This is a genomic window from Citrobacter sp. RHBSTW-00029 (genome assembly GCF_014104295.1).
In the GTDB taxonomy this organism is placed as follows: domain Bacteria; phylum Pseudomonadota; class Gammaproteobacteria; order Enterobacterales; family Enterobacteriaceae; genus Citrobacter; species Citrobacter youngae.
The window spans coordinates 12,097-36,396 of record NZ_JABXRT010000003.1 but is presented as its reverse complement, the minus strand read 5'-3'; the positions used below and the strand labels follow the sequence as shown (position 1 = coordinate 36,396).

Sequence of the window (24,300 nt, the reverse complement as noted above, 5' to 3'; positions counted from 1 at the left end):
GAGGGAATAATGAGAGTAACAACTGATGATTTAAAAAAAGATGTAGAAATGCTTCTTGAGGATCTTAAAAGGAATTATGAGATCCCTTCTGTTTTAAACTCTGTTAGATTTTTATCTAAGGTTGTAGCCGTCGCTCTAGTAGTGCAGTTTCTTCTAAGTGTTCTCGATTTTTATATTTGGGAAGGTGAGTATAGAGGTGGAGTTAGGGAAGCGATTATCGTTTATTGCATTGGTTTCTTGGGGGTTTTATTACTTCCATCCTTTGTACTTCTCATCGTATGTCATAACCCCGTAATGATGATTTCGTGTCTAAGTGATGAAACGAGGCGGAAATCAGTATTGTTAAAACTTGCCAAAACTAAACTTCAATATATTCTATGTTTTGCAATAGTAACTAATCTTTTTGTTGGTGTGTGTTTTACATTAAATGAACCCGCAATGATCGCTTTTATGGGTGGCAGTTGGTTTGCGACAGTCATAATTTCTACATTTATTTATAACATGATGATGACCCCCTACTTCACACCTGCAGTAGTTAGTGGTTTATCAAAAGTGAAAGAGTTGCTTACTGCATCACCAAAATAAGCGTCTCATTGTGTATTAAAACTTCTGAAAATTCGCACAGCATAACCATAGTGTTGATGTGGTTGTGCTTCTGCCTGTACATTAACTATACGCACATTGAGTGTGTGGAGTAATAACAATAGTACCTCCGGGCATGGCATATGGCATATGACATGCGACTTATATGGAAATGAGAAAAATTATATGAAACAAAACGTTAAGCTGATGGCAATGACTGCCGTTTTATCCTCTGTCCTCGTGCTCTCCGGGTGTGGCGCGATGAGCACAGCGATTAAGAAACGTAACCTCGAAGTGAAAACCCAGATGAGTGAAACCATCTGGCTGGAGCCATCCTCACAGAAAACCGTGTATCTCCAGATAAAAAATACCTCTGACAAAGATATGTCCGGCCTGCAGGCGAAAGTGACCAAAGCGGTTCAGGATAAGGGTTATACCATCACGTCATCGCCGGACAGCGCACACTACTGGATTCAGGCTAATGTCCTGAAAGCCGATAAAATGGACCTGCGTACCGCCCAGGGGTTCCTGAGCCAGGGCTACGAAGGTGCAATAGCGGGCGCAGCGTTAGGCGCGGGTATTACCGGTTATAACTCCGGTTCTGCCGGCGCGACATTAGGTGTTGGCCTGGCGGCGGGCCTGGTGGGAATGGCCGCTGACGCGATGGTGGAAGATATCAACTATACGATGGTGACGGATATTCAGATTTCTGAAAAAACAAATACCAGCGTGCAGACCGATAATGTTGCCGCCCTGAAACAGGGTACTTCCGGATATAAAGTGCAGACCAGCACGCAGACCGGTAATCAGCATAAATACCAGACACGTATTGTCTCATCTGCCAATAAAGTTAACCTGAAATTCGAAGAAGCAAAACCTGTCCTCGAAGATCAGCTGGCGAAATCTGTCGCCAATATTCTGTAATACCATCAGGGTGGCCGCCGGGCCACCCTGTTTTAAATCTCATTTCCTGAAATACATCACGCTGTTTAATTATATCAAATAATCTGTTAGCGCATGCAGACAGGCCTGTATCCGGCATGTCTGCTGGTTACCTGCTTCCGGGAAAATATAATGAGCCTGAATCCTCGCGATTTAACGCAGGGCGGTCAGGTCGCTTTTATGCGCCTGAAAATGTTCCTGCAGATAAATAATCTTATTTCTTATTACGTCATTATGGGAACGGTATTATTTGGTCTTGCCGTTGTACTGATGCGTATGAGTATTCAGAATCTGACTAACGGTATTATTTACTGGTTTGTCCGGTTCATGTCACCGTTTACTGAAAGAATGGTCAGCCAGCCGGTTTATAATATCCGGTATTACGAGCATACCCTGCAGTACAGCGCCCGGCAGATCCTCAGCGACAATTACACAGTCTATTGCGGGCAGTTGCTGAAACAGGAGCTGGTGATTGCCGGTTGTGCTTCGCTGCTGGTCGCTTTTCTGGCTACGCTGGCCGTGTACTGGTACCTCGGGCGTACCGGTCGCCAGCAGAGTGAGGATGAAATCATCGGGGGACGCGTCCTCAGTGAATCACCCAAAGACGTGGCCCGCCTGCTGAAAAAACGCGGAGAAGCCTCCGATATTCGTATCGATGACCTGCCGCTGAAGCTGGATTCTGAAATCCAGAACTTCGCCATGCACGGGACAGTATCGACCGGTAAATCCACCCTGATGCGTAAAATCCTCAAGCAACTGCGTGACCGTGGTGACCTGGTCATCATCTACGACAAGGGCTGTACGTTCGTGGAGGATTTCTACGATGAATCTCGCGATGAAGTGCTGAATGCGCTGGATTCCCGTTGTCCCAACTGGGATTTATGGGAGGAGTGCCGCACGATTTCCGAACTGGAGAATGCCAGTACAACGCTGATCCCGGCCAGCAGTGGCGAAGATCCGTTCTGGCAGGGCAGTGCGCGCACCATCTTTGCGGAAGGTGCAGAGCGCATGCGTAAGGACGAGGGCCGCAGCTACAACAAATTCCTGCGTACACTGCTGGCAATTCAGCTGGACCAGTTACGCGCTTTCCTCGCCGGAACACCTGCCTCCACGCTGGTTGACGGCAAAATTGAGAAGACTGCCATCTCCATCCGCAGCGTACTGACCAACTACGTCAAGGCGATGCGTTACCTGCAGGGCATTGACCGCCCGGGACGGGAGAAATTCACCATCCGGGAATGGATGAAGGGCCAGGCGGATAAATCGAAGAATGGCTGGCTGTTTATCACCTCTGATGAACAGAACCACGAGTCGCTCAAACCGCTGATCTCCCTGTGGCTCAGTATTGCCGCCACCAGTCTGCTGGCGATGGGGCCTAACCGTCAGCGCCGCGTCTGGTTTTTTTATGACGAACTGGCCTCACTGCACAAGCTGTCCACCCTGCCGCGTATTATTTCAGAAGCCCGTAAGTTTGGCGGTTGCTTTGCCCTGGGATTTCAGAACTTCGCCCAGATGGAAAACATTTATGGGCCGAAAGGGGCCGCAGAGATATTCGACCTGCTGAACACCAAATTTTTCTTCCGTTCCCCGAGCGCCCAGATTGCGAAGTTTGTGGAAGAGGATATCGGGGAAACCCGCCGTCTGAAATTCAGCGAACAGACCAGCTTTGGTCATGAGCAGGTGCGTGACGGGATTTCGTTTGGCAAGGAGGAAGAACGCGTCAGTATCGTCAGCTACTCGGACGTGCAGTCCCTGAACGACCTGCAGTGCTTTGTCACCCTGCCGGGAAGCTACCCGGTAGTGAAACTGACCATGAAGTATGACGCGATGCCTAAAGTGGCTGACGCCCTGCTGTTGCGGGATGTGCAGACCAGTCTTGATAAGAATATTGAGGATGAGCTGGTCCGCCGTACGGAAGAAGAACGCCTGAGCCTGGACGGCCTGTTTACTCCCGTGACGCCAGTGCCGGAAAGCGCATCAGCCTCCTCCGGGGGAACAGAGCGGGATATCGAACAGGATTTACCCCGGGAGATGCCGCCGGGCCTGAACGGTGACGGGGAAGTGGTGGATTTTGCGGCCTATGAGGCCTGGGAGCAGGGCCAGCATCAGACCCGCGACATGACCCGCCGGGAAGAGGTCAATATCAACCATGCGACAGACAAAACGCATGAGATTGATGGAGACAGGGAGGTGTACTGATGCTATCCATCTCTTCCATCAAGGGTGATGCGGGCTATTACAGCCACGAAGACAACTACTATGCCAGCGGTTCCCTGGAGTCCCGCTGGATGGGGGAAGGTGCGGAGAGGCTGGGCCTGAAGGGGGAAGTCGCCAGCGCCGATATGGATGCAGTCCGCCAGAGCAGACTGCCTGACGGCAGTGACCTGTCCCGGATGGTTGACGGTGTCAACAAACACCGCAGCGGTTACGACCTGACCTTTTCAGCTCCCAAAAGTGTCTCCGTCATGGCGCTGGTCGGGGAGGACCGGCGTTTTATTGAGGCGCATAACCGGGCCGTGGCGGTGGTGATGCAGGAAGTGGAGCAACTGGTCAGCGCCCGCATCACGCAGGAGGGAAAAACGGAAACGGTGCTGACTGGCAGTATGGTGGCTGCATTGTATAACCATGACACCTCCCGGGACCTGGACCCGCAGGTGCACACCCACGCCCTGGTCTTTAATGCGACATTCGCCGGTGAAAAATGGCGGTCGCTGGCCAGCGATACCCGGATGAAAACCGGTTTTTCTGAGAATCTGTACGCCACCAAGATAGCGCTGGGGAACCTGTACCGCTCTGCCTTACGGGAAGACATTGAGTCTATGGGATTCGAAACGGTGGCGGCGGGGAAACATGGCCTGTGGGAGCTGAAGGATGTGCCGGTGGACGTTTTTTCTTCGCGCAGTCAGGCCATCCGGGAGGCCGCCGGGCCGGACGCTTCAGCTAAATCTCGTGATGTTGCTGCACTCGATACCCGCCAGGCTAAAGCCTGGGCCGATCCTGAACTGCTGAAAGCTGACTGGCGCCGGCGCTTAACCGACGAAAAATTCGATATCGGTCACTACATCAGCCAGGCGCAGGCGCGCGTGGACGTTTCTGGTCCTGTTGTTACTGGTCATGGAGGTATTCGTGCGCCGGGCCAGCCGGGAGGCGTGTCTTCCGGCGGGGTTGCTGACGAACAGGTGCAGAAAGCGGTCAGCGACACAATCTCCGCGCTGTCGGACAAAAAGGTCCAGTTCACCTGGTCCGAAATGCTGGCCGGCACGGTCAACCGCCTGCCGTCCGTGTCTGGCCTGTTTGAACAGGCGCGTACCGGTATTGAGGCCGCGATTGAAGGACAGCGTCTTATTCCCCTGGACCGGGAGAAGGGCATCTTCACCTCTGATATCCACCTGCTGAATGAACTCAGTGTCCATCAGCTGGCGCGCACTGCCGTTGCGGAGCAGACCGTGCTGGTCTTTCCGGAACGGGCAAAAGAACGTGATATGCCTGCCAGTGATGCGGTCTCTGTCCTGACGCAGGATAAAAGCCCGGTGGCCATTCTCAGCGGGCGCGGGGGCGCGCAGGCCCTGCGCGAGCGTACGGCAGATGTGGCCATGATGGCCCGTTCTCAGGGCCGGGCAGTGCTGGTGATTGCGGCTGACGGGCGCAGTGGCCAGTTCCTGGCGGAAAGCCCGCACCTGGCAGGCCAGGTGATGCTGCGCTCGCAGATGAACGCTGACACCGTACTGCCGGTTCAGGGGACGGTTATCGTCGACCGGGCGGAGCGACTGTCGCTGAAAGAGACCGTGCTGCTGCAGGAAAAGGCACTCAGCGCCGGGGCACAGCTGATATTCATGGATACCGAGAACCGGCAGGGCACGGGTAATGCCCTGTCTGTGCTCAAAGAAGCGGATATTCCCCAGTACCGGTTTTACGGCACGCAGCTGCCGGAAGTGCGGCTGGTCAGCGAGGCGGGCAAGCGGAGTCGCTACAGCCAGCTGGCACAGGAGTACGTGCGCCTGTCAGCTGAAGGACGGGATGTGGTGGCCCAGGTGACCGGTGCCCGGGAACAGCAGCAGCTGACGGAGATTATCCGGGATACGCGGCGTGATGCGGGTGAGCTGGGCCGGGAGCAGGTGACGCTGCAGGTGCTGGAGCCGGTGTGGCTGGACAGTAAAACCCGCCATCAGCGCGATAACTACCGGGCCGGGATGGTGATGGAGCAGTGGGATGCTGAGAAGAAAACGATGACCCGCCATACCATAGACCGGGTGGCAGAGGCCACCAACAGCCTGGTGTTGCAGGGGGACGACGGGCGTCGTCTGACCCTGAAGGTGTCGCAACTGGACGGCAGCTGGAGTTTGTACCGCAGCCGGACACTGGCGGTTTCTGAAGGGGACCGCGTCATGGCACTGGGGCGGGAGCTGAAGGGGGCCATCAAAGCGAAAGAACAGTTTACAGTGGCGGGGCTGGAAGAGGGCGCGGTACGGCTGCGCAGCGGCGACCGGGAACTGCGTCTGCCCACAGACCGGGCGGTGAAGCTGGCCCATGACTATGTGGAAGGGACCGGGGCCGGTACCAGCGCGTCGCGCACGGTACTGGCTGCAGTCGGTCCGCGAGGCCTGAATAAACAGACCCTGAACGCGCTGGCGCAGAGTGGCAGCGACATCCGGATTTATACGCCGCTTGCGCCTGAGCAGGCTGCGCGCAAAGTGGAAAGTGTGTCTGCGGTGCGCCTGGCCAGTGACCAGGTTCGCCAGTCGACCGGTGAGGCAAATCTGGATACCGCCATACAGGCCAGCCGGGACCGTCTGATGTCGGATGCGGAGCAGGCGGTGAGTCTGGCCATCCCGCGCGCCCAGCAGGGGCTGGTCCATCTCGGTGAACTTAACCTGCTGGCCGAGGCGGTGAAGTCTGGCCAGCCGCTGGCGGCGGTCCGGGCTGAAATCGCCCGCCAGGTGGACAGCGGGGCACTGATTAAGCTGGATTCGGTTGCCGGGGCGGGAAACCGCGTCCTGGTCCCGCGTGTGGCGTATGAGATGGAAAAGACCATCATCCGCCATATTGCTGAGGGTAAGGAAGCTGTACAGCCCCTGATGGCGCTGACGCCTGCCTCGGTCCTGGCGGGCCTGACAGCAGGTCAGCGGGAGGCCACGCGGACGGTGCTGGAGAACACCGACCGCTTTATGGCCATTCAGGGGTACGCCGGGGTGGGGAAAACGACCCAGTTCCGGGCGGTGATGGGGGCTCTGAACACCCTGTCTGAGTCCGTACGCCCGCAGGTCATTGGTCTGGGACCGACACACAGGGCGGTGCATGAGATGCGTGAGGCCGGGGTGGACGCGCGCACGCTCGCCAGTTTCCTCAGTGAAACCCGGCTGGCCATTCAGGGCGGTGAAACACCGGACTTTCGTAATGTCCTGTTCCTGACCGATGAGAGCTCGATGGTGGGCAACCGCGATATGGCAGAACTCTACCAGCTGGTTGCTGCCGGCGGCGGACGGATGGTCTCCAGCGGGGATACCGCGCAGCTGCAGGCCATCTCCACCGGTCTGCCGTTTCGCCTGGTGCAGCAGCGCAGCGCCATCGATACGGTGGTGATGCAGGAGATTGTCCGCCAGACCCCAGCGCTGCGTCCGGCGATTGAGAGCATCATTGCCGGTCAGGTGGCGCTGTCCCTGCATCAGGTGGATGACGTCACCCCACAGCAGGTTCCGCGTCAGGAAGGAGCCTGGGTGCCCGAAAATTCCGTGATGGAAATCCGTGCGCCGAAAAAGGACCCGGAGCAGGGGTATCTTGTGGCTTCCGGACAGCAGGCGCAGTCTGTGGAACAGCTGGCCCTGGTGCGCACCGACATCATTGAAGCCATCCGGGACGACTGGATGGGCCGTACCCGGGAGGCGCAGCAGCAGACGCTGGTTGTGGCAGAGCTGAACGCCGACCGTCATGCCATCAATGAGGCCATCCATGCCGCCCGGCGTGAGAAAGGCGATACCGGCGCAGAGGAGCGCACGTTCACCGTGCTGGAGCCGCTGCGGGTACCGGATAACGTTCTGCGGGCCGTCGAAACGTTCGCCGCGTACACAGGCGCGGTGGCCATGATGAATGAGCGTTACTGGACGGTAGCGGACGTGAACACGGAGGACGCCGTGGTCACGCTGCGGAATGCCGACGGGGAATCGGTGCTGATTTCTCCCCAGCAGAACACGTCGCAGGATATTTCCCTCTTCACGCCCCGCGACCTGACGCTCAGCCAGGGAGACCGGGTACGCTTTACCCGCTCGGACACCGACCGCGGCTATGTGGCCAACAGCCTGTGGGAAGTGGCAGGTTTCACTGATGATGGTGCCATCCGGTTCCGCCAGGGAGACCAGGAGAAAATCGTCGACCCGCAGGCGATGACGGAGGACCGTCATATTGACCTCGCTTACGCCCTGACGGTGTATGGCGTGCAGGGTGCCAGCGAGCGCTTTGCCATTGCCCTGACCGGTACGGAAGGCGGCAGGAAACGAATGGCGTCTCTGGAATCCACCTACGTGACGCTGTCACGCGCAAAAGAGCATATGCAGGTCTACACCGACAACCTGGCGGGCTGGCGGGCCGATGCCCGGCACTCAAATGCCGGACAAACCGCCCACGACCTGCTGCACCAGAAAAGCGACCACGAATCCGACACCGGTAACCGCCTGCTGGCCACCGCCTCCCCGCTGGATAAAACCGCTCTGGGCCGCCGGGTACTGGCAGAAAACGGCCTGGAGGGCGAGACAATGGCCCGCTTCATTGCTGCCGGCAAAAAATACCCGTCACCGTATGTGGCCCTGCCGGTCTGGACCCGTCACGGGAAAGAGGCCGGAGCGCTGCTGACCGAAATCCGCATAGAGGACGACGGGATGCGCGTGGTGCTCAGTGAAGAATCCCGGCTGCGTGGCGGGGAGGATGCGCAGTTCGCCGGCCTGCAGGCCAGCCGTAACGGACAGACACTCATTGCTGATGATGCGCAGACGGCGCTGCGTCTGGCACAGGAGAACCCTGAGAGCGGGGTGGTGATACGCCTGCACGGTGAAGAAAAGCTGCTCAATGCAGCCCGCCTGACCGAGGGACGTATCACGGAGCCTGATGAGGTGGCCCGGACGGTGCGCAGTGTGGCGGAGGCTGAAGCGGCGGCGAAAGCGGAAGACCCCATTACGCTGCCTGCGGACGAGCAGCAGAAGCTGGCAGAGACGCAGGAAAAAGCGGCCCGGGCGCTGGCGGAGCAGGCCCGGCAGGAACTGTTGCCGGCTGTGCCGCGTACAGAGAGCGACAGGTCTGACCCGCTGCTGTCAGCCCGTGACGAACGCCGTCTGCGGGACGGCACAGACCGGGATACCCGGGAACTGGATGAGGCTGTCCGGGAAGCCGTGGCGGAAGGCCGGGGACCCCGCCAGCAGGTCCGCGAACAGATGGAGCGGACCGAACGTGAATGGGTGGTGAATGTACCGGAGAAAGCCATTGAGCTGGAAAAAACGCTCGGTGGGGACTGATTAATGGAGATAAAAAGTATGGTTATTGCGATTGTTATTATTGTCATTCTGCTGGCCGGTTTTGTGGTGCTGTTCCGGCAGGCCGGCCGGGCCAGCCATCCCCTGCTGCAGGCCCTGCGGGCGCGGGGAATGCGTCCGGGGACGGCGGAGCAGTTGTTGTGTGCCAGGCCATCATTTGTCAGTGCCGGACGTCTGATGACGGTGCGGGAACAGCGCTTTCTGCGTCGTCTCGACAGGGTGACAGATACCCGCCAGTGGCGTCTGTGTCCGCAGGTTCGGGTGGCCGATATTGTCCGCGTGGCCCCCGACCGGAAGTCCGGCAGTCGGGAATGGTGGCAGCTGTTCCGCCTGGTCTCACAGTGGCACTGCGATGTGGTTATCACGGACCGTGACGGGCGTATCGTGGCAGCGGTGGAGCTTGACGACCGTACCCATCAGGCACCGAAACGCCAGCGCCGGGACCTGTTGCTGGAGGAAGTACTGAAGCAGGCGGGAATCCCGTTGCTGCGGGGTGATGACGAACAGCAGTTGGCGGAGTGCGTCAGGGAGCATCTGTGTGCACAGCGTCCGGAGGGGACCACATGAATCCGGACCCCGTTGCCGTACATCACATCAGACCGGTCCTGACCTTCTCCGCGCTTCAGCGCGATGTCATCCGGACAGTGGCATTTCTGGCGATGGCGGGGGACCACCTCGCCACCGCCTTTCAGGCTGACCTGCCACTGCTGAACATGGCCGGGCGCTGTGCATTCCCCCTGTTTGCACTGGTCAGCGGGTGCAACCTGACAGGTAAATCCATCAGGCAACGAAGCCTGAACCGTCTGTGGCTGATGGCGCTCCTGGCCCAGCCAGGTTACTGGCTGGCCTTCCGGGACGCGGGACTGGTCTGGTGGCAACTCAATATCCTGTTCACTTTTGCGGTGGTTATGCAGATGACCCGGTTCCTGCAGAACACGACTGTACTCAGTGGCATTGCCGCCTTCGCGGCCCTGGTGGGGTATCTGCCGCTCAGTTCTGCCAGCTACGGCATATCCGGTCTGCTGATGCTCGCCGGGGCGCTGCTGGTCTGGCAGGTCAGGGACACGCTGCGGTCCGCCATGTTTGCCATCTGGCTGCTGCTGATTGCCCTGCTTAACGCCCGTCACGGGGATGTGATGATGCTTTCCGGCGTGATTCTGACGCTGACGGTGCTGTTCTGTGTTCACGGGCTGGTACCGGCTTCCGGACGACGTCTGCAGGCCGGACGCTGGTTTGCGCCGGGGTATGCCCTGCATCTGTTACTCATCGCGCTGATGGTCAGTCTGCACTGACATCAGCTTCCGATTTCCCACATAAACAAAGGAGTATGTATGTGCGCTCTTAAATATGGCGCCCTGATTTGTGTCGCGGCTCTTGTCTGGCTGACGGGATATCTGTCTTTACGCAGCTTCCAGGCGGAAGGGGCCAGTCTTAAAACCTGCGCGCTGATGTCAGGGCCCCCTCTTATCTGGCTGGCTTACCAGAAAGCCTGTCTCTTTGTTCAAAAATTCACGACTGAAAGGAAATCATCATGAAAAACAAGAAAATCATTCTCTCAGCTGCTGTCGCATTGCTGATGTCTGGCGGTCTGGCATTTGCAGGATTTGACAGTACTCCAAAGACTCAATATGTGGGCCCGCCATTCGGCAGCACTCTACAACCTGATTATCTGAGCCAGCAAGGGGAACAGGTAACGACTAACGTGCTGTTGCGCCAGATTCTGGCGGAGGTCATCAGGTCAAACAACCTGAAAGAAGACAGACGTTGCAGCGACGGTGAAAAACAGTACTCGCCGGGCTACGTCATTACGGTCGACAGGAAAACGCTGCGTTGTGACAGCGGCAATGGCTATCCGGAGTGGGTAGCGGAGGGTAAGTCATGAGTTTCTTCAGCTATTTCCGTCTTCGCACCGCGCAGCAGGTGCTGTGTGTTTCGTACAGTGTCCCACTGGCGATATTTCTGACGACCGCTTTCTCGCCGTTCGGTACCTGGTCCGGTTTGTGGTTTTTTAATTACGTTGTTGTGCTGATGGCGCTGAGCTGGGGCGGGCTGGCGCTGTACACCCGTGAGACTGACCGGGTTCGCCAGCTTGCTGACTCGCGGGAGGTCACCATCCGCAATGGCAGACGTGTCGTTGTGGCCAGAATGAAGGCGCATGAGAAGGCGCAGCTGGTATGGGAGGTACTGCTGGACGATGATGTTATCCGCCGCCAACTGCAGGTGTGGTGGCACGGGACAGCCCGTTTTCTGGTGTTCAGCATCAGGTATCTGCCGGCCGCTGTTCTGATGACGGTCTGGCTTGTTTTCTGGCTGATACCCGACGTGGCCGGGGAGATAGTGGAACAAATCAGGGAGTGTCCGGCAGACCGTGTGGTCAGGTGGGCTGCGGGGGCGCTGACATCAATGTATGTCATCACCGGCCTAGCGTGGGTGATATGGAACGTTCAGATGGACCGGCTTCCGGTTAACTGCTTTCGTGAGGCCTTTCTGGCGAAAGTGGCGGCATATCAGCAGTGTGGTGACGAAATGTCCGCTTCCGGAACAGATGCCCCCGCAGCGCATACTGAACTCAGGGTGGACGGAAAATGATTGTACCCGTCGATGTAAACCGTGATGAGCACGGATACTGGGCGCATCCTGCACTGACCCGCAGCGGCTGTGAAACCCCGGCAGAACTTCGCTACTGGCTGAGAACCCACGGGCTGGAGTGCTTCGTGATGACCATGCGCGACGAGGCGCCTGAAGCCTTTGCTGCCGGATTCACTGACGAGGCACCAGATGCGCGCGGCTGGCTGCCGGAACCGCCGGATAATGATGGCTGGTTCCTGGGCTCGGTCCATGATACCCGCGACGGACCTGTCTGCTACTGGTTCCGTAATACCACAAAGGCCTGACGCCTCCGCAGGGCGTCGTTGTCCAACCCCGGCAATCGGGGAAAAGCGAGTTTCCCCCGATTCCGGCGTTTCTGAATACATCCCGCGAAGGAAATACCATGCAAATAACTCACAAAATACCTGTGCACCGATGGCTTCTGCCCGGCCTGCTCGGTCTGGCAATGTGTGCACCAGTCCCCATCACTTACGCCGCTGCCATTGAAACTGGTTTTTCTCCGGAAGGTACTGCTCTGCAGCTGGTTCTTAAGACAATTGAGACCGCACAGCAGGAAATCCGTCTGATGGGCTATTCCTTCACATCTCCGGAGGTGGTCAGCGCCCTTGTCAACGCAAAACGCCGTGGAGTGGATGTGAAAGTTGTGCTGGACTGGAAAGCCAATACCGGCAAAAACAACAACGCCAGCAGGGCGGCAATGAACTTGCTGGTCGGTGCCGGCATTCCGGTACGTACCGTCAGTGCGTACAAAATTCTGCACGACAAAGTGATCGTGAGCGACGGCCGCCACACCGAAGTGGGATCGTTTAATTATTCTCGGGCAGCAGACCGTTCGAATTCAGAAAACGTGCTTGTCGTCTGGGATGACCCGGTAGTCGCGCAGAAATACCTGAACCACTGGACATCCCGCTGGGCGCAGGGAACGGACTGGATACAGACGTACTGACCCTGTAGTGCACGATCCTCAGACGTAAACCGTGCGCCAACGCGGGTTACGTTCATAAAGTAAGTCGCTGATTTCCTGAATCTGTAGTATTCTCTGCAAAGATCCTTATTTGATCTTTGAGGAGGCAGAGATGTCGCAGGTTGAAGGTGCAGTAACTTCCTCATCGAAAGTAAAGCGTCAGTATAGAAAAGGTAATCCTCTTACTGATGCAGAAAAGCAAAGGCAGTCAGTCGCTCGCAAGAGAGCATTGCTCAAAGAGGTTAAAGTTTTTCTTGATCCACAACTTAAAGGATACCTTTTGAGTATGTGTGAGCAGGATGGGCTAACTCAGGCTGAAGTATTGACTACTCTTATCGAGCGTGAAGCGCAGAAAAGAAAATTAGGCTAATGGGCTTACTTTCTTGAGTGTTTCATTTTTCGATGCTAGATTACTGATCGCTTAAAGAATTTTTGGCTGGCCACGCCGTAAGGTGGCAGGGAACTGGTTCTGATGAGGTGTCTACCCGGAGCCAGAAAAGCAAAAACCCCGATAATCTCTCTAATCTTGGCGGGTCAGGAGATTACCGGGGCCTACTTAAACTGTATAGCCATCAATCAGGCTATGCAGGGAGTATAGTTTTATGCTCAGAAAAGTTCAATACCTGTTTCTGTGCCCATTACTCCTTCCGTGCATTGTAAGTACAGGAAGAAGTGACTGAAAGGCACAATCCGCAACACTGGAGTCAGCTGTCGACCGAAGACCAGATCCGTTTCTGGGAGCGTGTTGATGAGGGCGATACATCCTCTTTTCTGGTTACGCCAGAGAAGAAGCGTACACGTCGCCGCCGTGGCGAACACTCCACTAAACCCAAATGCGAAAATCCGTCCTGGTTCCGTCCTGCGCACTATAAAGCGCTGGGTGGACAGCTTGGTCATGCCTATAACCGTCTGGTGAAGAAAGATCCGGCGACAGGGCAGTACAGTCTGCGCATGCATATGTCCCTGCACCCTTTTTATGTCCGCGAACGGCAGCGTGCTGGGCGTAAGTACGCCTTTCGTCCGGAAAAACAACGACTGCTTGATGCCCTGTGGCCGATGCTGATCAGTTTCTGCGATGCCGGCAAACATACTGTGGGCATGTGTGTGTCCAGGCTGGCCAGAGAACTCAGCCCAAAGGACGCAAAGGGGAATGTCATACCCGAAACGGAAGTCACCGTCTCCCGTCTTTCCTGCCTTATTTCTGAGCAGGTGCGCTTTGGCACGCTGGGTGTGTCAGAAGAAACCTCCTGGGACCGTGAGTCCCGTAAGCGGCTGCCCAAATACGTCTGGATAACCACCACCGGCTGGCAGATGCTGGGCGTGGACCTGATGAAGCTACAGGAACAGCAGATGAAGCGGCTGCGTGAGAGTGAAGAACGTCGCCGGCTCATCGAGGAAGGTATTCTGGGGGAAGATGAAGATATTTCTGTCCATGCTGCCAGAAAGCGCTGGTACCTGCAGCGCAGCCATGAAGCACTGAAATATCGCCGGGAGAAAGGTGCGGCGCGTAAACGCGCCAACCGGCTGGCCAGGCTGCCACAGGACCGGCAAATTTACGAGATGACGCTCTTCCTCAAAAGGACTCTTCCTGCAGATGAGGCTTACCAGTGCTCTGATGACCATCTGAGGAGACTGGCCATTAAACATCTGTACCAGCTGGAGCTGTCGCTGGCTGCTCCACCACCACACTAGCGATATCAGCCCCCGTTAATTTTCTGTCGCCAGCCCCTTACGGGGCTTGTGGTGCTGGTTCCGTTCGCCCATTTTTCGGCAGTCCATCGCTTTTTCTTCATAATCTCCCTGTGTTCTCCCATTTTTACGGTCGCAGGAGCGTTCATATTGACGACAGGACTGAGTTATCCACACATTTCCGCAAACAAATAAGTAAAGCTTTTCACAAACAGATATCAGCAAACCCGGAAAATAATCTAACCCCCCTTTATTAATCCCCTGCATCGCAAGCCTGCAGGGAGATCCTTTATCCTCTGAAACGCTGTGAGTAAATGATATAAGGCCCGCCCTTGCAGCGGACTTACGTCCGCGCCGGTTCGGAAACACCAGAAGTACCTCCCGTCGCACAGCGCCGGGCCCCTTCAGTGCAAATAGTTACAACATCCAGAATTTTGAACAGCATAATCAGAGCAAAAACCCACCATCCAGCCCCTCCCGGCACTGAAAAGCGAGGCCGCCCCGGGCCAAAGGCCCGGAACAACATCGCTTTAAATGCTGGATGATGTAACTAAACATTTAAGTTGCTGCCAGTAACATCGCGGCAGGTTCTCAGTACAGCCCCCGGGCACCGGCTTCGCCGGCACCACGGCTCCGGAAATCACGCCCTGTACGTCGCAAGCGCCGTACAGCCCGCTCACCGGAGTTAAAAGGGCTTAATGAAACCACATCATGGCTATCAGCGGGTTATGGCTTAGCAGGGCGAAGGGATGGATTGGTGGAACCTGTCAACAGCGTAACCGGCTGCGCCGGGCTACGGCGCCATTAACAACCGTGCTCTGGTCAACTTCTGAGGGCGCCTCTATGCGCCTCTGGCGCATTCCCGGAATGCCTGCGCACTGCTCGGCATTCGTGACCACCGCTTATGCTGGGGTCCGCTTGGAAAAAGGAAATTATCCTACTATAAGGGCTTCCCCGAACAGTCAACGCCGGTTTTTAATTTCTGGCTGTTCATCAATGAAAGGCAAGGGATGAGACTGCACTACTATAAACGGTCACGCTGAATCGCTATTGATTCGGACCCTGATGAAAGACGCTCGTGAGATCCTCCTTCGTTAATCGGATAGTGATATCCAGTAGGATATGCAGATACTTCTCACGGGGGTCTAACCCTTTACCATCAACGAGTTACAGTTCAGTTACTACTCAGTTTAATTTTTCACGTTGTTGAATACAGTCTGAAGTCATCGCCGTAATGTAATGATGCCCAGCACAACCTCGCATTCTTGGCGGCGATTGCAACGACAGCACGCCAGTATCCCCGCCTACCAATCAACGAGCAGACCCAACGGCTAAACGAGTCCGTTCTATTCTGGGGTCGTCTCAGAAAACGGAATCTATGGTCACTCCCGTTTTTGCAACACCGATTTTGACGATAAATTGGCTTGCTTGAATCTATCCGGCGTCTGAATGGGATTTTATTCCCGCGCCTCGATGAGTTCCGCGCCTGATGAACCTCCAGAAAATATACGGCTTCAATGAGCCTTTCCGTTTTACAGGTTCCTCAACAGGCCGGTGGGCCGTTAGTATCATCAATATCAGTATTCGCAAAACCAGATCAGTGATTCTTTAAACCGGTGTATTTCTGCCGTTATGCTACATAAGTTTGCTGTCGTGCCGTTAGGGCCCAGGCTATTCTGGCCAGCTTGTTTGCCAGAGCACAAGTGACGACAAAGTTGCTTTTCCTACACAGTAGATCCCTGACCCAATCGGCCAATTTGCCAGACTGGTGTTCCAGTTTTTGTATGAATACCCTGGCACATTGAACCAACAAAGTTCGGATCTTTTTGTTACCTCGCTTACTAATTCCCAGCAATGTCGTCCGACCTCCCGTGCTGTACTGTCGAGGCACTAGCCCTGTTGCCGCCGCAAAGTCACGACTGCTGGCGTACTGCTTCCCGTCGCCAATCTCAGTTGAAATAGTACTCGCTGTCAGTGTTCCGACGCAGGGAATGCTCAGCAAGCGCTGTCCAATCTCATCTTCGTCCAACTTTCGTTTCAACTGGGATTCCAAATCTTTAATCTGCTCAACAAGATAGTGATAATGCTGTTGTAATTTCAGCAATAACTGGCTGAGGTATAGAGGCAAACTATTGTCCTCAAGAAGGGTACTCAGTCGGCTAATAACGGCAGCTCCTCGTGGAACGCTGATGCCAAATTCCAGCAGAAAAGCATGCATCTGATTGGTTGTTTTTACCTTATCCTGAACCAGGGATTCACGGACACGATGCAGCGCACGCATTGCCTGCTGAGATTCAGTTCTGGGCTGTACAAAACGCATAGACGGACGCGATGCAGCTTCACAAATAGCTTCGGCGTCGACAAAGTCGTTTTTGTTACTTTTAACGAATGGACGGACAAATTGTGGTGATATCAGCTTAGGAAAATGCCCCAACTCTTCCAACTTGCGTGCCATAAAGTGAGAGCCACCACAGGCTTCCATTGCGATGGTTGTAGCGGGGCATGTCGCCAAAAATTCGATTAACTTTGGCCGTGTAAATTTTTTACGGTAAACAGCCTTGCCGCGACGATCCTGGCAATGAATATGGAAAGAGTTTTTACCCAGATCGATACCAATGAGCGCAATGTTTTCCATGATAGTTCTCCGAATGAAAGCCTATCCTCAGCATAGTACCGGGAAGGAGGGAGTGACCATCTCATTAAATAAAGCACGCTAAGCCGGTCGCGCCAGCCCGCGTTCGAGCCATGCCTGCACGTTCGAATAGCTGCTTAGGCCGAGGATGTCGCCCGCTGCGTAGAATTCGACCAGCGCATTCACCCAGCCAAACGTCGCAATGTCCGCGATCGAGTAATCATCGACAATCCATTCGCGGCCCTCCAGCCGGTGATCCAGGACCCCGAGAAGACGCCTGGATTCATCAACAAAGCGCTGCCGAGGTCGCTTGTCCTCATAGTCCTTGCCGGCAAATCGCAGGAAAAAGCCTAGCTGTCCGAAGGTCGGCCCAACGCCCGACACCTGAAAGAACACCCAGGCCAGAGTCTCGTACCGCTGGGCGGGTGTTGTTGAGATGAGCTGCCCCGTCTTGTCGGCCAGATAGATGAGGATCGCACCGGTTTCCCATATGCCAATGGGCTGGCCGTCAGGGCCAGCCGGATCGATGATCGCGGGTATGCGGCCGTTGGGATTCAACGACACGAACGCTGGATCCTTCGACTCGTTGTTCGAGATGTCGACGAAGTGGGGCTCATACGGCAGGCCAGTCTCCTCCAGCATCATCGAGACCTTGACGCCGTTGGGCGTGGGGGCCGCGTATAGTTGCAAGCGATCCGGATAAGATGCTGGCCAGCGCTGCGTGATGGGAAAGGAGGAGAGGTCTGTCATATCTGGATCCTGGCACTGCGACGGCGGCTGAATGGAATGATCTGCTTCAAGGCCGGGTTCGACGACCGCGTCGATTGACGCGGTCGTCGGAGGTTGCGAACCGGATCGGCGCGGCACTAACGGCAGCGAAGCCTATTCCGCTGCAGCCCCGGCCGCAGGGCTCACATCGCCGGCCTCATGCCGCTTTGGAAGAACCCAGTCGGGACGGACGAAGTGGCAGGTGTAGCCGCCCGGCCGCTTCTCCAGATAATCCTGGTGATCGGGCTCGGCCTCCCAGAACTCGCCGACCGGCTGGACCTCGGTCACCACTTTGCCATCCCACAGCCCCGAGGCATCCACATCGGCGATCGTATCCTCGGCGACGCGCTTCTGCTCCTCGTCGACATAATAGATGCCCGACCGGTAGGAGAGCCCACGATCATTGCCCTGGCGGTTCAGCGTCGTCGGATCGTGGATCTGGAAGAAGAATTCCAGGATGTGCCGGTAGCTCGTCACTGTCGGGTCGAAGACAATCTCGATCCCCTCGGCATGCGTGCCGTGATTACGATACGTGGCGTTCGGAATATCGCCGCCCGTGTAACCCACACGGGTCGAGATGATGCCGGGCCGCTTGCGGATCAGATCCTGCATGCCCCAGAAACATCCTCCTGCGAGAACAGCGCGCTGATGCATGTTAAGCCTCCTCTACTTGATCGAGATATTCACCGTATCCCTCGGACTCCATCTCGTCGCGCGGGATGAAGCGAAGGGACGCAGAGTTGATGCAGTAGCGCAGACCGCCGCGGTCGGAAGGACCGTCCGGGAAAACGTGGCCCAGATGGCTGTCGGCGTGTACCGACCTGACCTCCGTCCGGACCATGCCGTGTGCACTGTCCCGCACCTCGTTCACGTTTGCCGGAACGATCGGCTTGGTGAAGCTGGGCCAGCCAGTACCCGAATCGAACTTGTCCGTTGAAGCGAACAGCGGCTCTCCCGACACTATGTCGACGTAGATGCCAGGCTCCTTGTTGTCGTTGTGCTCACCCGTGAAGGGCCTTTCGGTCCCCGAATCCTGGGTAATCCGGCGTTGCTCGGGGGTCAGGCGGTCAACTGCTGCCTGTGACTTCTCAAACTTCATGATAGTCTCCAATAATTAATCTAAATAGATGCGCGGAATAGTAGATCACTGAAAGGGAACTCAGCCCGGATTGTGCGATCTGATCAATCGCCAAACCAACCAAAACCACCAACCGGACTGAGCGATGCCGATCATAGCACCAATACCCCGTGGCGAACGACGCCTGATGCAGAAAGCTATTCATAAAACGCGCGATAAAAATCATGCCCGCAGACTCACGGCCATGCTGATGCTTCATCGGGGTGAACGGGTCAGCGATGTTGCCAGAACTCTCTGTTGTGCTCGTTCATCCGTTGGTCGCTGGATTAACTGGTTTACGCACTCAGGTATTGAAGGCCTGAAATCCTTACCCGCAGGGCGCTCCCGACGCTGGCCTTTTGAACATATCTGCACCCTGTTACGTGAGCTGATAAAGCATTCTCCCGGCGATTTTGGTTATCAACGTTCACGCTGGAGCACCGAATTACTGGCATTAAAAATCAATGAGATAACCGGTTGCCAGTTACATGCAGGAACCGTTCGCCGCTGGTTGCCATCTGCGGGGCTTGTATGGCGCAGGGCCGCGCCAACTCTGCGTATCCGTGACCCACATAAAGATGAAAAGATGGCGGTAATCCACAAAGCGCTGGATGAATGCAGCGCAGAGCATCCGGTATTTTATGAAGATGAAGTGGATATCCACCTTAATCCTAAAATCGGTGCGGACTGGCAGTTGCGCGGACAGCAGAAACGGGTAGTGACGCCGGGGCAGAACGAAAAATACTATCTGGCCGGCGCACTGCACAGTGGCACGGGTAAAGTCAGCTACGTGGGCGGCAACAGCAAAAGTTCAGCGCTGTTTATCGCTCTGCTGAAGCACCTGAAAGCCACTTACCGGCGGGCGAAAACAATCACGCTGATCGTTGATAACTACATTATCCATAAAAGCCGCGAAACACAGCGCTGGTTGAAAGCAAATCCCAAGTTCAGGGTAATTTACCAGCCGGTTTACTCGCCGTGGGTGAATCATGTGGAACGGCTATGGCAGGCACTTCATGACACGATAACCCGTAATCATCAGTGCCGCTCAATGTGGCAGTTACTGAAAAAGGTCCGCCATTTTATGGAAACCGCCAGCCCATTCCCCGGAGGAAAACATGGTCAGGCAAAAGTGTAGCGGTATTAGGCGCAGCTATTTAGAGAGCTCGACACACTGTCATTTATCTTTGCAGTCATTGCGCCGACTATCGCAGTGCGCCCCAGATTTATCCAATACGCTGCGCGTATAGTTTCCATAGCGCCGAAGCTCTTCACGTCGTGATTCAGTTCCACTCATACCGGGCTGCCAGCTGCGCGATGTTCCGTATCTCGACCGTTGCCGTGGAGCCGGATACTGTCGCGATCACGACTTCGCGCTCCAAGACAAATCCGTCGATCGGCCGAGTGACGAGGCCTTGCACGGTCGGCGATCGTTCCGGAAGAATGCATATGGCGTGGCCGTCAGCGACGACCCGTTGCACCCAGTCCTCGCGATCTGATCGAAAGCGAGGTCGCATGAGCAAGTCCCGTCGCGCGAAGTGATCGAGGATCCGATCGCGAAACTCGCATTTCAGGCGATCGACGAAAGGAAACTCGAGCAGGTCTTCGCCGCGCACGATCTCGTTGGCAGCCAAGGGATGGTTTGCAGAACAGCCGAGCACGAAGCGCTCCCGAAATAGAGGATGCACATCCAGCTTGCGTTCCGGTCTTGTTTCACGCGGCATGATGCACGCGTGGTATTTTCCTGAAAGCACCTCCGATGTGTCCTCGTTCGACTGGAGCGAGTGCAGCTTGATTTCGATGGATGGCATCTCCGCCAATGCGCTCTCGAAGAATGCCGTAAATTCCTTTGGTCCGACGGTGGGCGCGACGGCGACATCCAGCACGCGGTGCCCCCCCATCGCCCAGTGCTCCGAGTGATTGCGAACGCTCTTCATCGCGACCACCATGCGCCGGAATTCTGCCTCGACGTCATGGCCAAGGCCAGTCAGGCGGCTGTTCTTCCCGTCGCGATAGATCAGCGGCCCGCCAAGCTCATCTTCCAAGCGGCGGATCGCGCGGGTCAGACTTGGCTGTGACACACCGCTCAAGCGAGCGGCCGCTGTGAAATTCAGCGTCTCGGCCAAGTTGATGAAATAGCTGACTTGATTGAGTTCCATAGTCCTTTGGCCCACGCGCCTGACTGATACCTCTTCCGTGAGACCGCCTTTGGAAAGCAGGTCGCAGAAGTATGCTTGGCGCATATAATCATGGTATAGGGGCTTGTCTATATGCGCCAGACATATAAATGATAGCCTGAGATGACGATTACCGGTTGGCGGTGCGCTCCGCTCAGCTCCGTCGAAGGTTCTGAGAGCGCAACCGCCAAGCCGCGTGCTGGAGGTTTGATGGACATGGCAGGAAGATCATTTACGTTTGTCAGTGGGGCTGGCTCTCCGCTGTCCGGGCACCTCGAACCGCCGGAAGGGACGCCGCGGGGCTGGGCGATCTTCGCCCACTGCTTCACGTGCGGGAAAGACAGTCGCGCCGCTGTTCACATCTCGCGCGCGCTGTCGCGTGCGGGCATCGGGGTCTTGAGGTTCGATTTCGCCGGGACCGGGATCGGCGGTGGGACGGGAGAACCTGTGAACTTCGCGTCGGACGTCGAGGACCTTCGGGCCGCCGCAAATGCGATGGCGGCGGCGGGCATGTCACCGTCCCTCCTCGTCGGGCACAGCCTGGGTGGCACCGCTGCGATCGTAGCCGCCGCCGACATGCCTGATATTGCGGCGGTAGCGACGATTGGTGCGCCGGCCGACCTTCAGCATATCTTGCGCCTCTTCGGACCGAATGATCTGGACACCATCGCGAGCGAGGGCGAGGCCTCGGTGGAGATTGCCGGTAGGCCCTTCCTCATTCGCCGAGGGTTCCTTGAGGCGGTTGAGGGGATCGACGTCGAGAAGGCCATTGCCTCCCTGCGACGGCCGGTGCTGGTCATGCACTCTCCGCTGGATCAGGTGGTCGGCATCGACCACGCGTCGCGCATCTTCGTCGCGTCCAGGCACCCTAAAAGCTTCATCTCGCTCGACAACGCGGATCACCTTCTCACCGACGTCGCGGACGCGAACTACGCCGCGGCCATGGTGGCGGTTTGGGCGAGCCGCTTTCTCCCACCACTCAGCGCGGATCTTCCGCAGGTCGAGGTTGCGGAGGGCGTCGTCTCCACCGAAACTCTTGCAGGGACGTTCCAGCTCAAGGTCCGCAGCGGCGAGCACACTCTGTTCGCCGACGAGCCAGCATCGGTCGGTGGCCTCGGGACCGGACTATCTCCCTACGAACTCGTATCTGCCGGCCTCGCAGCCTGCACGGTGATGACGATGCGTCTCTATGCGAACCGCAAGGGCTTTCCGCTCGAACGGGCGAGCACGACCGTGCAGCACGAGAAGGTGCCGGACATGATGCCACCCGACCGGTTCACCCGCACCATTGTCCTCGATGGGCCGCTGAGTGATGATCAGCGCGCTCGGATCCTCGCGATCGCTGATCGGTGTCCCGTCGATCTGAGTCTCATCCGGGGTTCGGACGTGCAGACCGAGCTCTTGAGCGCCAGTCAGGCTGCGGATCCCGCGAGGCTGGCTTGACCGTGGCGCACACGGAGGAGGGCGAACGGACTGTGAGCCAATCGCCTACCGGCAATAGGGCGGCCGCGACAGAGCGAGCAATTCTCGCAGGCGGCTGCTTCTGGGGCATGGAGGATTTGCTGCGCCGAGCCAGGGGAGTCATTTCGACGCGTGTCGGTTACACAGGCGGAGAAATGCCTGATCCGACCTACGCGAGACATTACGGCCATGCGGAAGCAGTGGAAGTGACCTTCGACCCTTCCGTTCTCGCCTATCGCTCGCTCTTGGAACTCTTCTTCCAGATACATGACCCCACGACCTACGAGCAACAAGGCAGCGATGTCGGTCCGAGCTATCGATCGGCGATTTTCTACACCACCGAAGTGCAGAAGGAAGTCGCCCTCACAACCATCGCGGAAATCGAGGCATCAGGAAGCTGGCCAGGCCCGGTCGTGTCGGAGATCAACCCAGAAGAACCCTTTTGGGAGGCGGAGCCAGAGCACCAAGAATACCTGGTGCGCTATCCTGGGGGCTATAGCTGCCACTTCGTGCGCCCGACCTGGCGGTTGGACCGCTCAGACGAACGCCCAGCTGTAATACTTGACAGAAAGAGTTGATGATGACCGAAACCGTGACTAATCAGGCCGCCTGGCAGAAAGCGCCGGGGCAGCCACTGAGGATCGGTGTCACCGCTCTGCCGCATCTGGCGGCGAACGAGATATTGATCCGCAACGCGGCCATCGCGATCAACCCACTCGACTGGATTCTGCAGGACGTCGCGCTTTTGCCATGGCTCGACTATCCCGCGATTCTCGGCAGCGACGTCTCCGGTGAGGTCGCGGCGGTCGGTGGCGCGGTCGAGCGGTTCAAGGTCGGCGATCGAGTCATCGGACAGGCGGTCGGGACAACCGTAAATCAACCTGCGCAGGGTGCGTTCCAGCACCACACGATCGTGCTGGACCACATGGCGGCGCCGATCCCCAACAACATTGCCTTCGCTGATGCGGCAGTCCTCCCGCTTGGCCTTGGCACCGCCGCAAGCGGGCTCTACGGACGGACACAGTTGGCTCTCGCGCCACCGTTACACTCGCCGACCGCGCGTCCAGAGGTCGTTCTGGTCTGGGGTGGATCGTCGAGCGTTGGCTGCAACGCCATCCAGCTCGCGGTGGCGTCGGGCTACAGGTGCGTCGCCACCGCTTCGGCGCGCAACGTCGGCCTGTTGAAGGAGCTGGGTGCAAGCGAGGTTCTTGACCACTCGAGTCCAGCCATCGTGGAAGACGTGATTGAGGCAATGCGCGGGCGCAGTCTCGCTGGAACGCTTCACGCGACCGGTCACATGAAAGACTGTTTTGCCGTAGTTGCGAGATGCGAGGGCTCGCGCCGGGTGGCAGCGACGCTGGCCCCGCCCGACGAGCGTTCATTTGGAGTCGAGGCGACGCACATCTCCGGGACGAGCCTCAAGGATGACGAGGTTGGTCCAATGATCTACCGCGAATTCCTGCCGCAGGCTCTCGCGGCGCGCACGTTCGTCCCCGCCCCTCCGGCGAAGATCGTGGGCCAGGGCCTTGAAATGCTCCAGGCTGCCTTGGAAGCCCTGAAGGCGGGTGTATCCGCAGCGAAAATCGTCGTTACCCTGCCTTGAGTGACCAGCCAGGCGGTTTTTCGCGTTCGCAGTCTGAGGTGGCCCGCACTTTGCCGATTGGGAAGCTCTACCGGGAAAACGCGTTTGGGACGCGCGCTGCGCTCCTGCCGGAGCATGCGTTCCCGAAACCTGTTCCCGACTGCTTTTCCCCGAAACTACCTATCGGACATAGAGAAATAGGAATGCAGCGAGTGGTTTGAACGGCCGCTTCCGAAACCGCGTTCCGATCAATTGAGCG

Annotated in this window: 23 protein-coding genes and 1 pseudogene; 17 read left to right on the top strand and 7 right to left on the bottom strand. The window is 56.9% G+C overall.

What is annotated here, in order from left to right:
- Positions 1-9: 9 nt before the first annotated feature.
- From HV041_RS24025 to repA, 13 genes are all read left to right on the top strand, one after another.
- Positions 10-585 (top strand): conjugal transfer protein TraS, encoded by a 576-nt coding sequence (locus HV041_RS24025; protein WP_071687472.1) that lies wholly within the window; start codon positions 10-12, stop codon positions 583-585.
- Positions 586-768: 183 nt separating this feature from the next.
- On the top strand, positions 769-1,506 hold the full coding sequence (gene traT, locus HV041_RS24020; protein ID WP_071687471.1) for a conjugal transfer complement resistance protein TraT: 738 nt from the start codon (positions 769-771) through the stop codon (positions 1,504-1,506).
- A 150-nt stretch (positions 1,507-1,656) separates the two neighbouring features.
- Positions 1,657-3,723, top strand: coding sequence for a type IV conjugative transfer system coupling protein TraD (traD, locus tag HV041_RS24015; RefSeq protein WP_071687470.1), 2,067 nt, complete (start codon positions 1,657-1,659; stop codon positions 3,721-3,723).
- On the top strand, positions 3,723-9,023 hold the full coding sequence (gene traI / locus HV041_RS24010) for a conjugative transfer relaxase/helicase TraI (RefSeq protein ID WP_071687469.1): 5,301 nt from the start codon (positions 3,723-3,725) through the stop codon (positions 9,021-9,023). Before traD ends, traI begins: the two co-directional genes overlap by 1 nt.
- Before the next feature lie 18 nt (positions 9,024-9,041).
- Complete coding sequence (locus HV041_RS24005) at positions 9,042-9,608, top strand: DUF2726 domain-containing protein (protein ID WP_071687468.1); 567 nt, start codon at positions 9,042-9,044, stop codon at positions 9,606-9,608.
- The gene (traX, locus tag HV041_RS24000; RefSeq protein ID WP_071687467.1) at positions 9,605-10,333 is read left to right on the top strand and encodes a type-F conjugative transfer system pilin acetylase TraX; all 729 of its coding nucleotides are present in this window, start codon (positions 9,605-9,607) and stop codon (positions 10,331-10,333) included. Before HV041_RS24005 ends, traX begins: the two co-directional genes overlap by 4 nt.
- 239 nt (positions 10,334-10,572) lie before the next feature.
- Positions 10,573-10,923, top strand: coding sequence for a hypothetical protein (locus tag HV041_RS23995; protein ID WP_071687465.1), 351 nt, complete (start codon positions 10,573-10,575; stop codon positions 10,921-10,923).
- Positions 10,920-11,630, top strand: a complete 711-nt coding sequence (locus HV041_RS23990; RefSeq protein ID WP_071687464.1) for a hypothetical protein — start codon at positions 10,920-10,922, stop codon at positions 11,628-11,630. Before HV041_RS23995 ends, HV041_RS23990 begins: the two co-directional genes overlap by 4 nt.
- Entirely contained in the window at positions 11,627-11,935 is a 309-nt protein-coding gene (locus tag HV041_RS23985; protein WP_071687463.1) for a hypothetical protein, read from the top strand. The genes HV041_RS23990 and HV041_RS23985 overlap by 4 nt, the downstream gene beginning before the upstream one ends.
- 98 nt (positions 11,936-12,033) lie before the next feature.
- Positions 12,034-12,597 (top strand): phospholipase D family protein, encoded by a 564-nt coding sequence (locus tag HV041_RS23980; protein WP_071687462.1) that lies wholly within the window; start codon positions 12,034-12,036, stop codon positions 12,595-12,597.
- Between the two features lie 130 nt (positions 12,598-12,727).
- Entirely contained in the window at positions 12,728-12,985 is a 258-nt protein-coding gene (locus HV041_RS23975) for a replication regulatory protein RepA (protein WP_071687461.1), read from the top strand.
- A gap of 232 nt (positions 12,986-13,217) precedes the next feature.
- Positions 13,218-13,295 carry a RepA leader peptide Tap gene (gene tap / locus HV041_RS23970; RefSeq protein WP_071687510.1) on the top strand — a complete coding sequence of 26 codons (78 nt, stop codon included), beginning with the start codon at positions 13,218-13,220 and terminating at the stop codon, positions 13,293-13,295.
- Positions 13,288-14,307: a plasmid replication initiator RepA gene (repA, locus tag HV041_RS23965; protein ID WP_071687460.1), complete on the top strand. Its 1,020-nt coding sequence runs from the start codon at positions 13,288-13,290 to the stop codon at positions 14,305-14,307. The genes tap and repA overlap by 8 nt, the downstream gene beginning before the upstream one ends.
- 15 nt (positions 14,308-14,322) lie before the next feature.
- Here repA and HV041_RS23960 read toward each other — a convergent pair whose 3' ends face one another.
- The 6 genes and pseudogenes from HV041_RS23960 to msrB all read right to left on the bottom strand — a co-directional run bounded on the left by HV041_RS23960 (position 14,323) and on the right by msrB (position 18,803).
- Positions 14,323-14,571 (bottom strand): hypothetical protein, encoded by a 249-nt coding sequence (locus HV041_RS23960; RefSeq protein ID WP_127663654.1) that lies wholly within the window; start codon positions 14,569-14,571, stop codon positions 14,323-14,325.
- Positions 14,572-15,502: 931 nt separating this feature from the next.
- Positions 15,503-15,658: pseudogene (locus HV041_RS23955) on the bottom strand (IS110 family transposase); the annotation flags it as partial.
- Positions 15,659-15,934: 276 nt separating this feature from the next.
- The gene (locus HV041_RS23950; RefSeq protein ID WP_000427620.1) at positions 15,935-16,939 is read right to left on the bottom strand and encodes an IS110-like element IS4321 family transposase; all 1,005 of its coding nucleotides are present in this window, start codon (positions 16,937-16,939) and stop codon (positions 15,935-15,937) included.
- Positions 16,940-17,017: 78 nt separating this feature from the next.
- On the bottom strand, positions 17,018-17,686 hold the full coding sequence (locus tag HV041_RS23945; RefSeq protein WP_058678057.1) for a glutathione S-transferase N-terminal domain-containing protein: 669 nt from the start codon (positions 17,684-17,686) through the stop codon (positions 17,018-17,020).
- A gap of 132 nt (positions 17,687-17,818) precedes the next feature.
- Entirely contained in the window at positions 17,819-18,358 is a 540-nt protein-coding gene (gene msrA, locus HV041_RS23940; protein WP_004099036.1) for a peptide-methionine (S)-S-oxide reductase MsrA, read from the bottom strand.
- A gap of 1 nt (position 18,359) precedes the next feature.
- The gene (msrB, locus tag HV041_RS23935) at positions 18,360-18,803 is read right to left on the bottom strand and encodes a peptide-methionine (R)-S-oxide reductase MsrB (protein WP_004099035.1); all 444 of its coding nucleotides are present in this window, start codon (positions 18,801-18,803) and stop codon (positions 18,360-18,362) included.
- Positions 18,804-18,927: 124 nt separating this feature from the next.
- Here msrB and HV041_RS23930 point away from each other — a divergent pair, with 124 nt between their 5' ends.
- Positions 18,928-19,959, top strand: coding sequence for an IS630-like element ISEc33 family transposase (locus HV041_RS23930; RefSeq protein ID WP_032425611.1), 1,032 nt, complete (start codon positions 18,928-18,930; stop codon positions 19,957-19,959).
- Positions 19,960-20,104: 145 nt separating this feature from the next.
- Here HV041_RS23930 and HV041_RS23925 read toward each other — a convergent pair whose 3' ends face one another.
- Positions 20,105-20,980 carry a LysR family transcriptional regulator gene (locus HV041_RS23925; protein ID WP_011191349.1) on the bottom strand — a complete coding sequence of 292 codons (876 nt, stop codon included), beginning with the start codon at positions 20,978-20,980 and terminating at the stop codon, positions 20,105-20,107.
- A gap of 228 nt (positions 20,981-21,208) precedes the next feature.
- Here HV041_RS23925 and HV041_RS23920 point away from each other — a divergent pair, with 228 nt between their 5' ends.
- The 3 genes from HV041_RS23920 to HV041_RS23910 all read left to right on the top strand — a co-directional run bounded on the left by HV041_RS23920 (position 21,209) and on the right by HV041_RS23910 (position 24,062).
- Positions 21,209-22,441, top strand: coding sequence for a bifunctional alpha/beta hydrolase/OsmC family protein (locus tag HV041_RS23920; protein ID WP_004357650.1), 1,233 nt, complete (start codon positions 21,209-21,211; stop codon positions 22,439-22,441).
- 107 nt (positions 22,442-22,548) lie between these two features.
- On the top strand, positions 22,549-23,037 hold the full coding sequence (msrA, locus tag HV041_RS23915; protein WP_045269765.1) for a peptide-methionine (S)-S-oxide reductase MsrA: 489 nt from the start codon (positions 22,549-22,551) through the stop codon (positions 23,035-23,037).
- Complete coding sequence (locus HV041_RS23910) at positions 23,037-24,062, top strand: zinc-binding alcohol dehydrogenase family protein (protein ID WP_004357654.1); 1,026 nt, start codon at positions 23,037-23,039, stop codon at positions 24,060-24,062. The genes msrA (HV041_RS23915) and HV041_RS23910 overlap by 1 nt, the downstream gene beginning before the upstream one ends.
- Positions 24,063-24,300 lie beyond the last annotated feature (238 nt).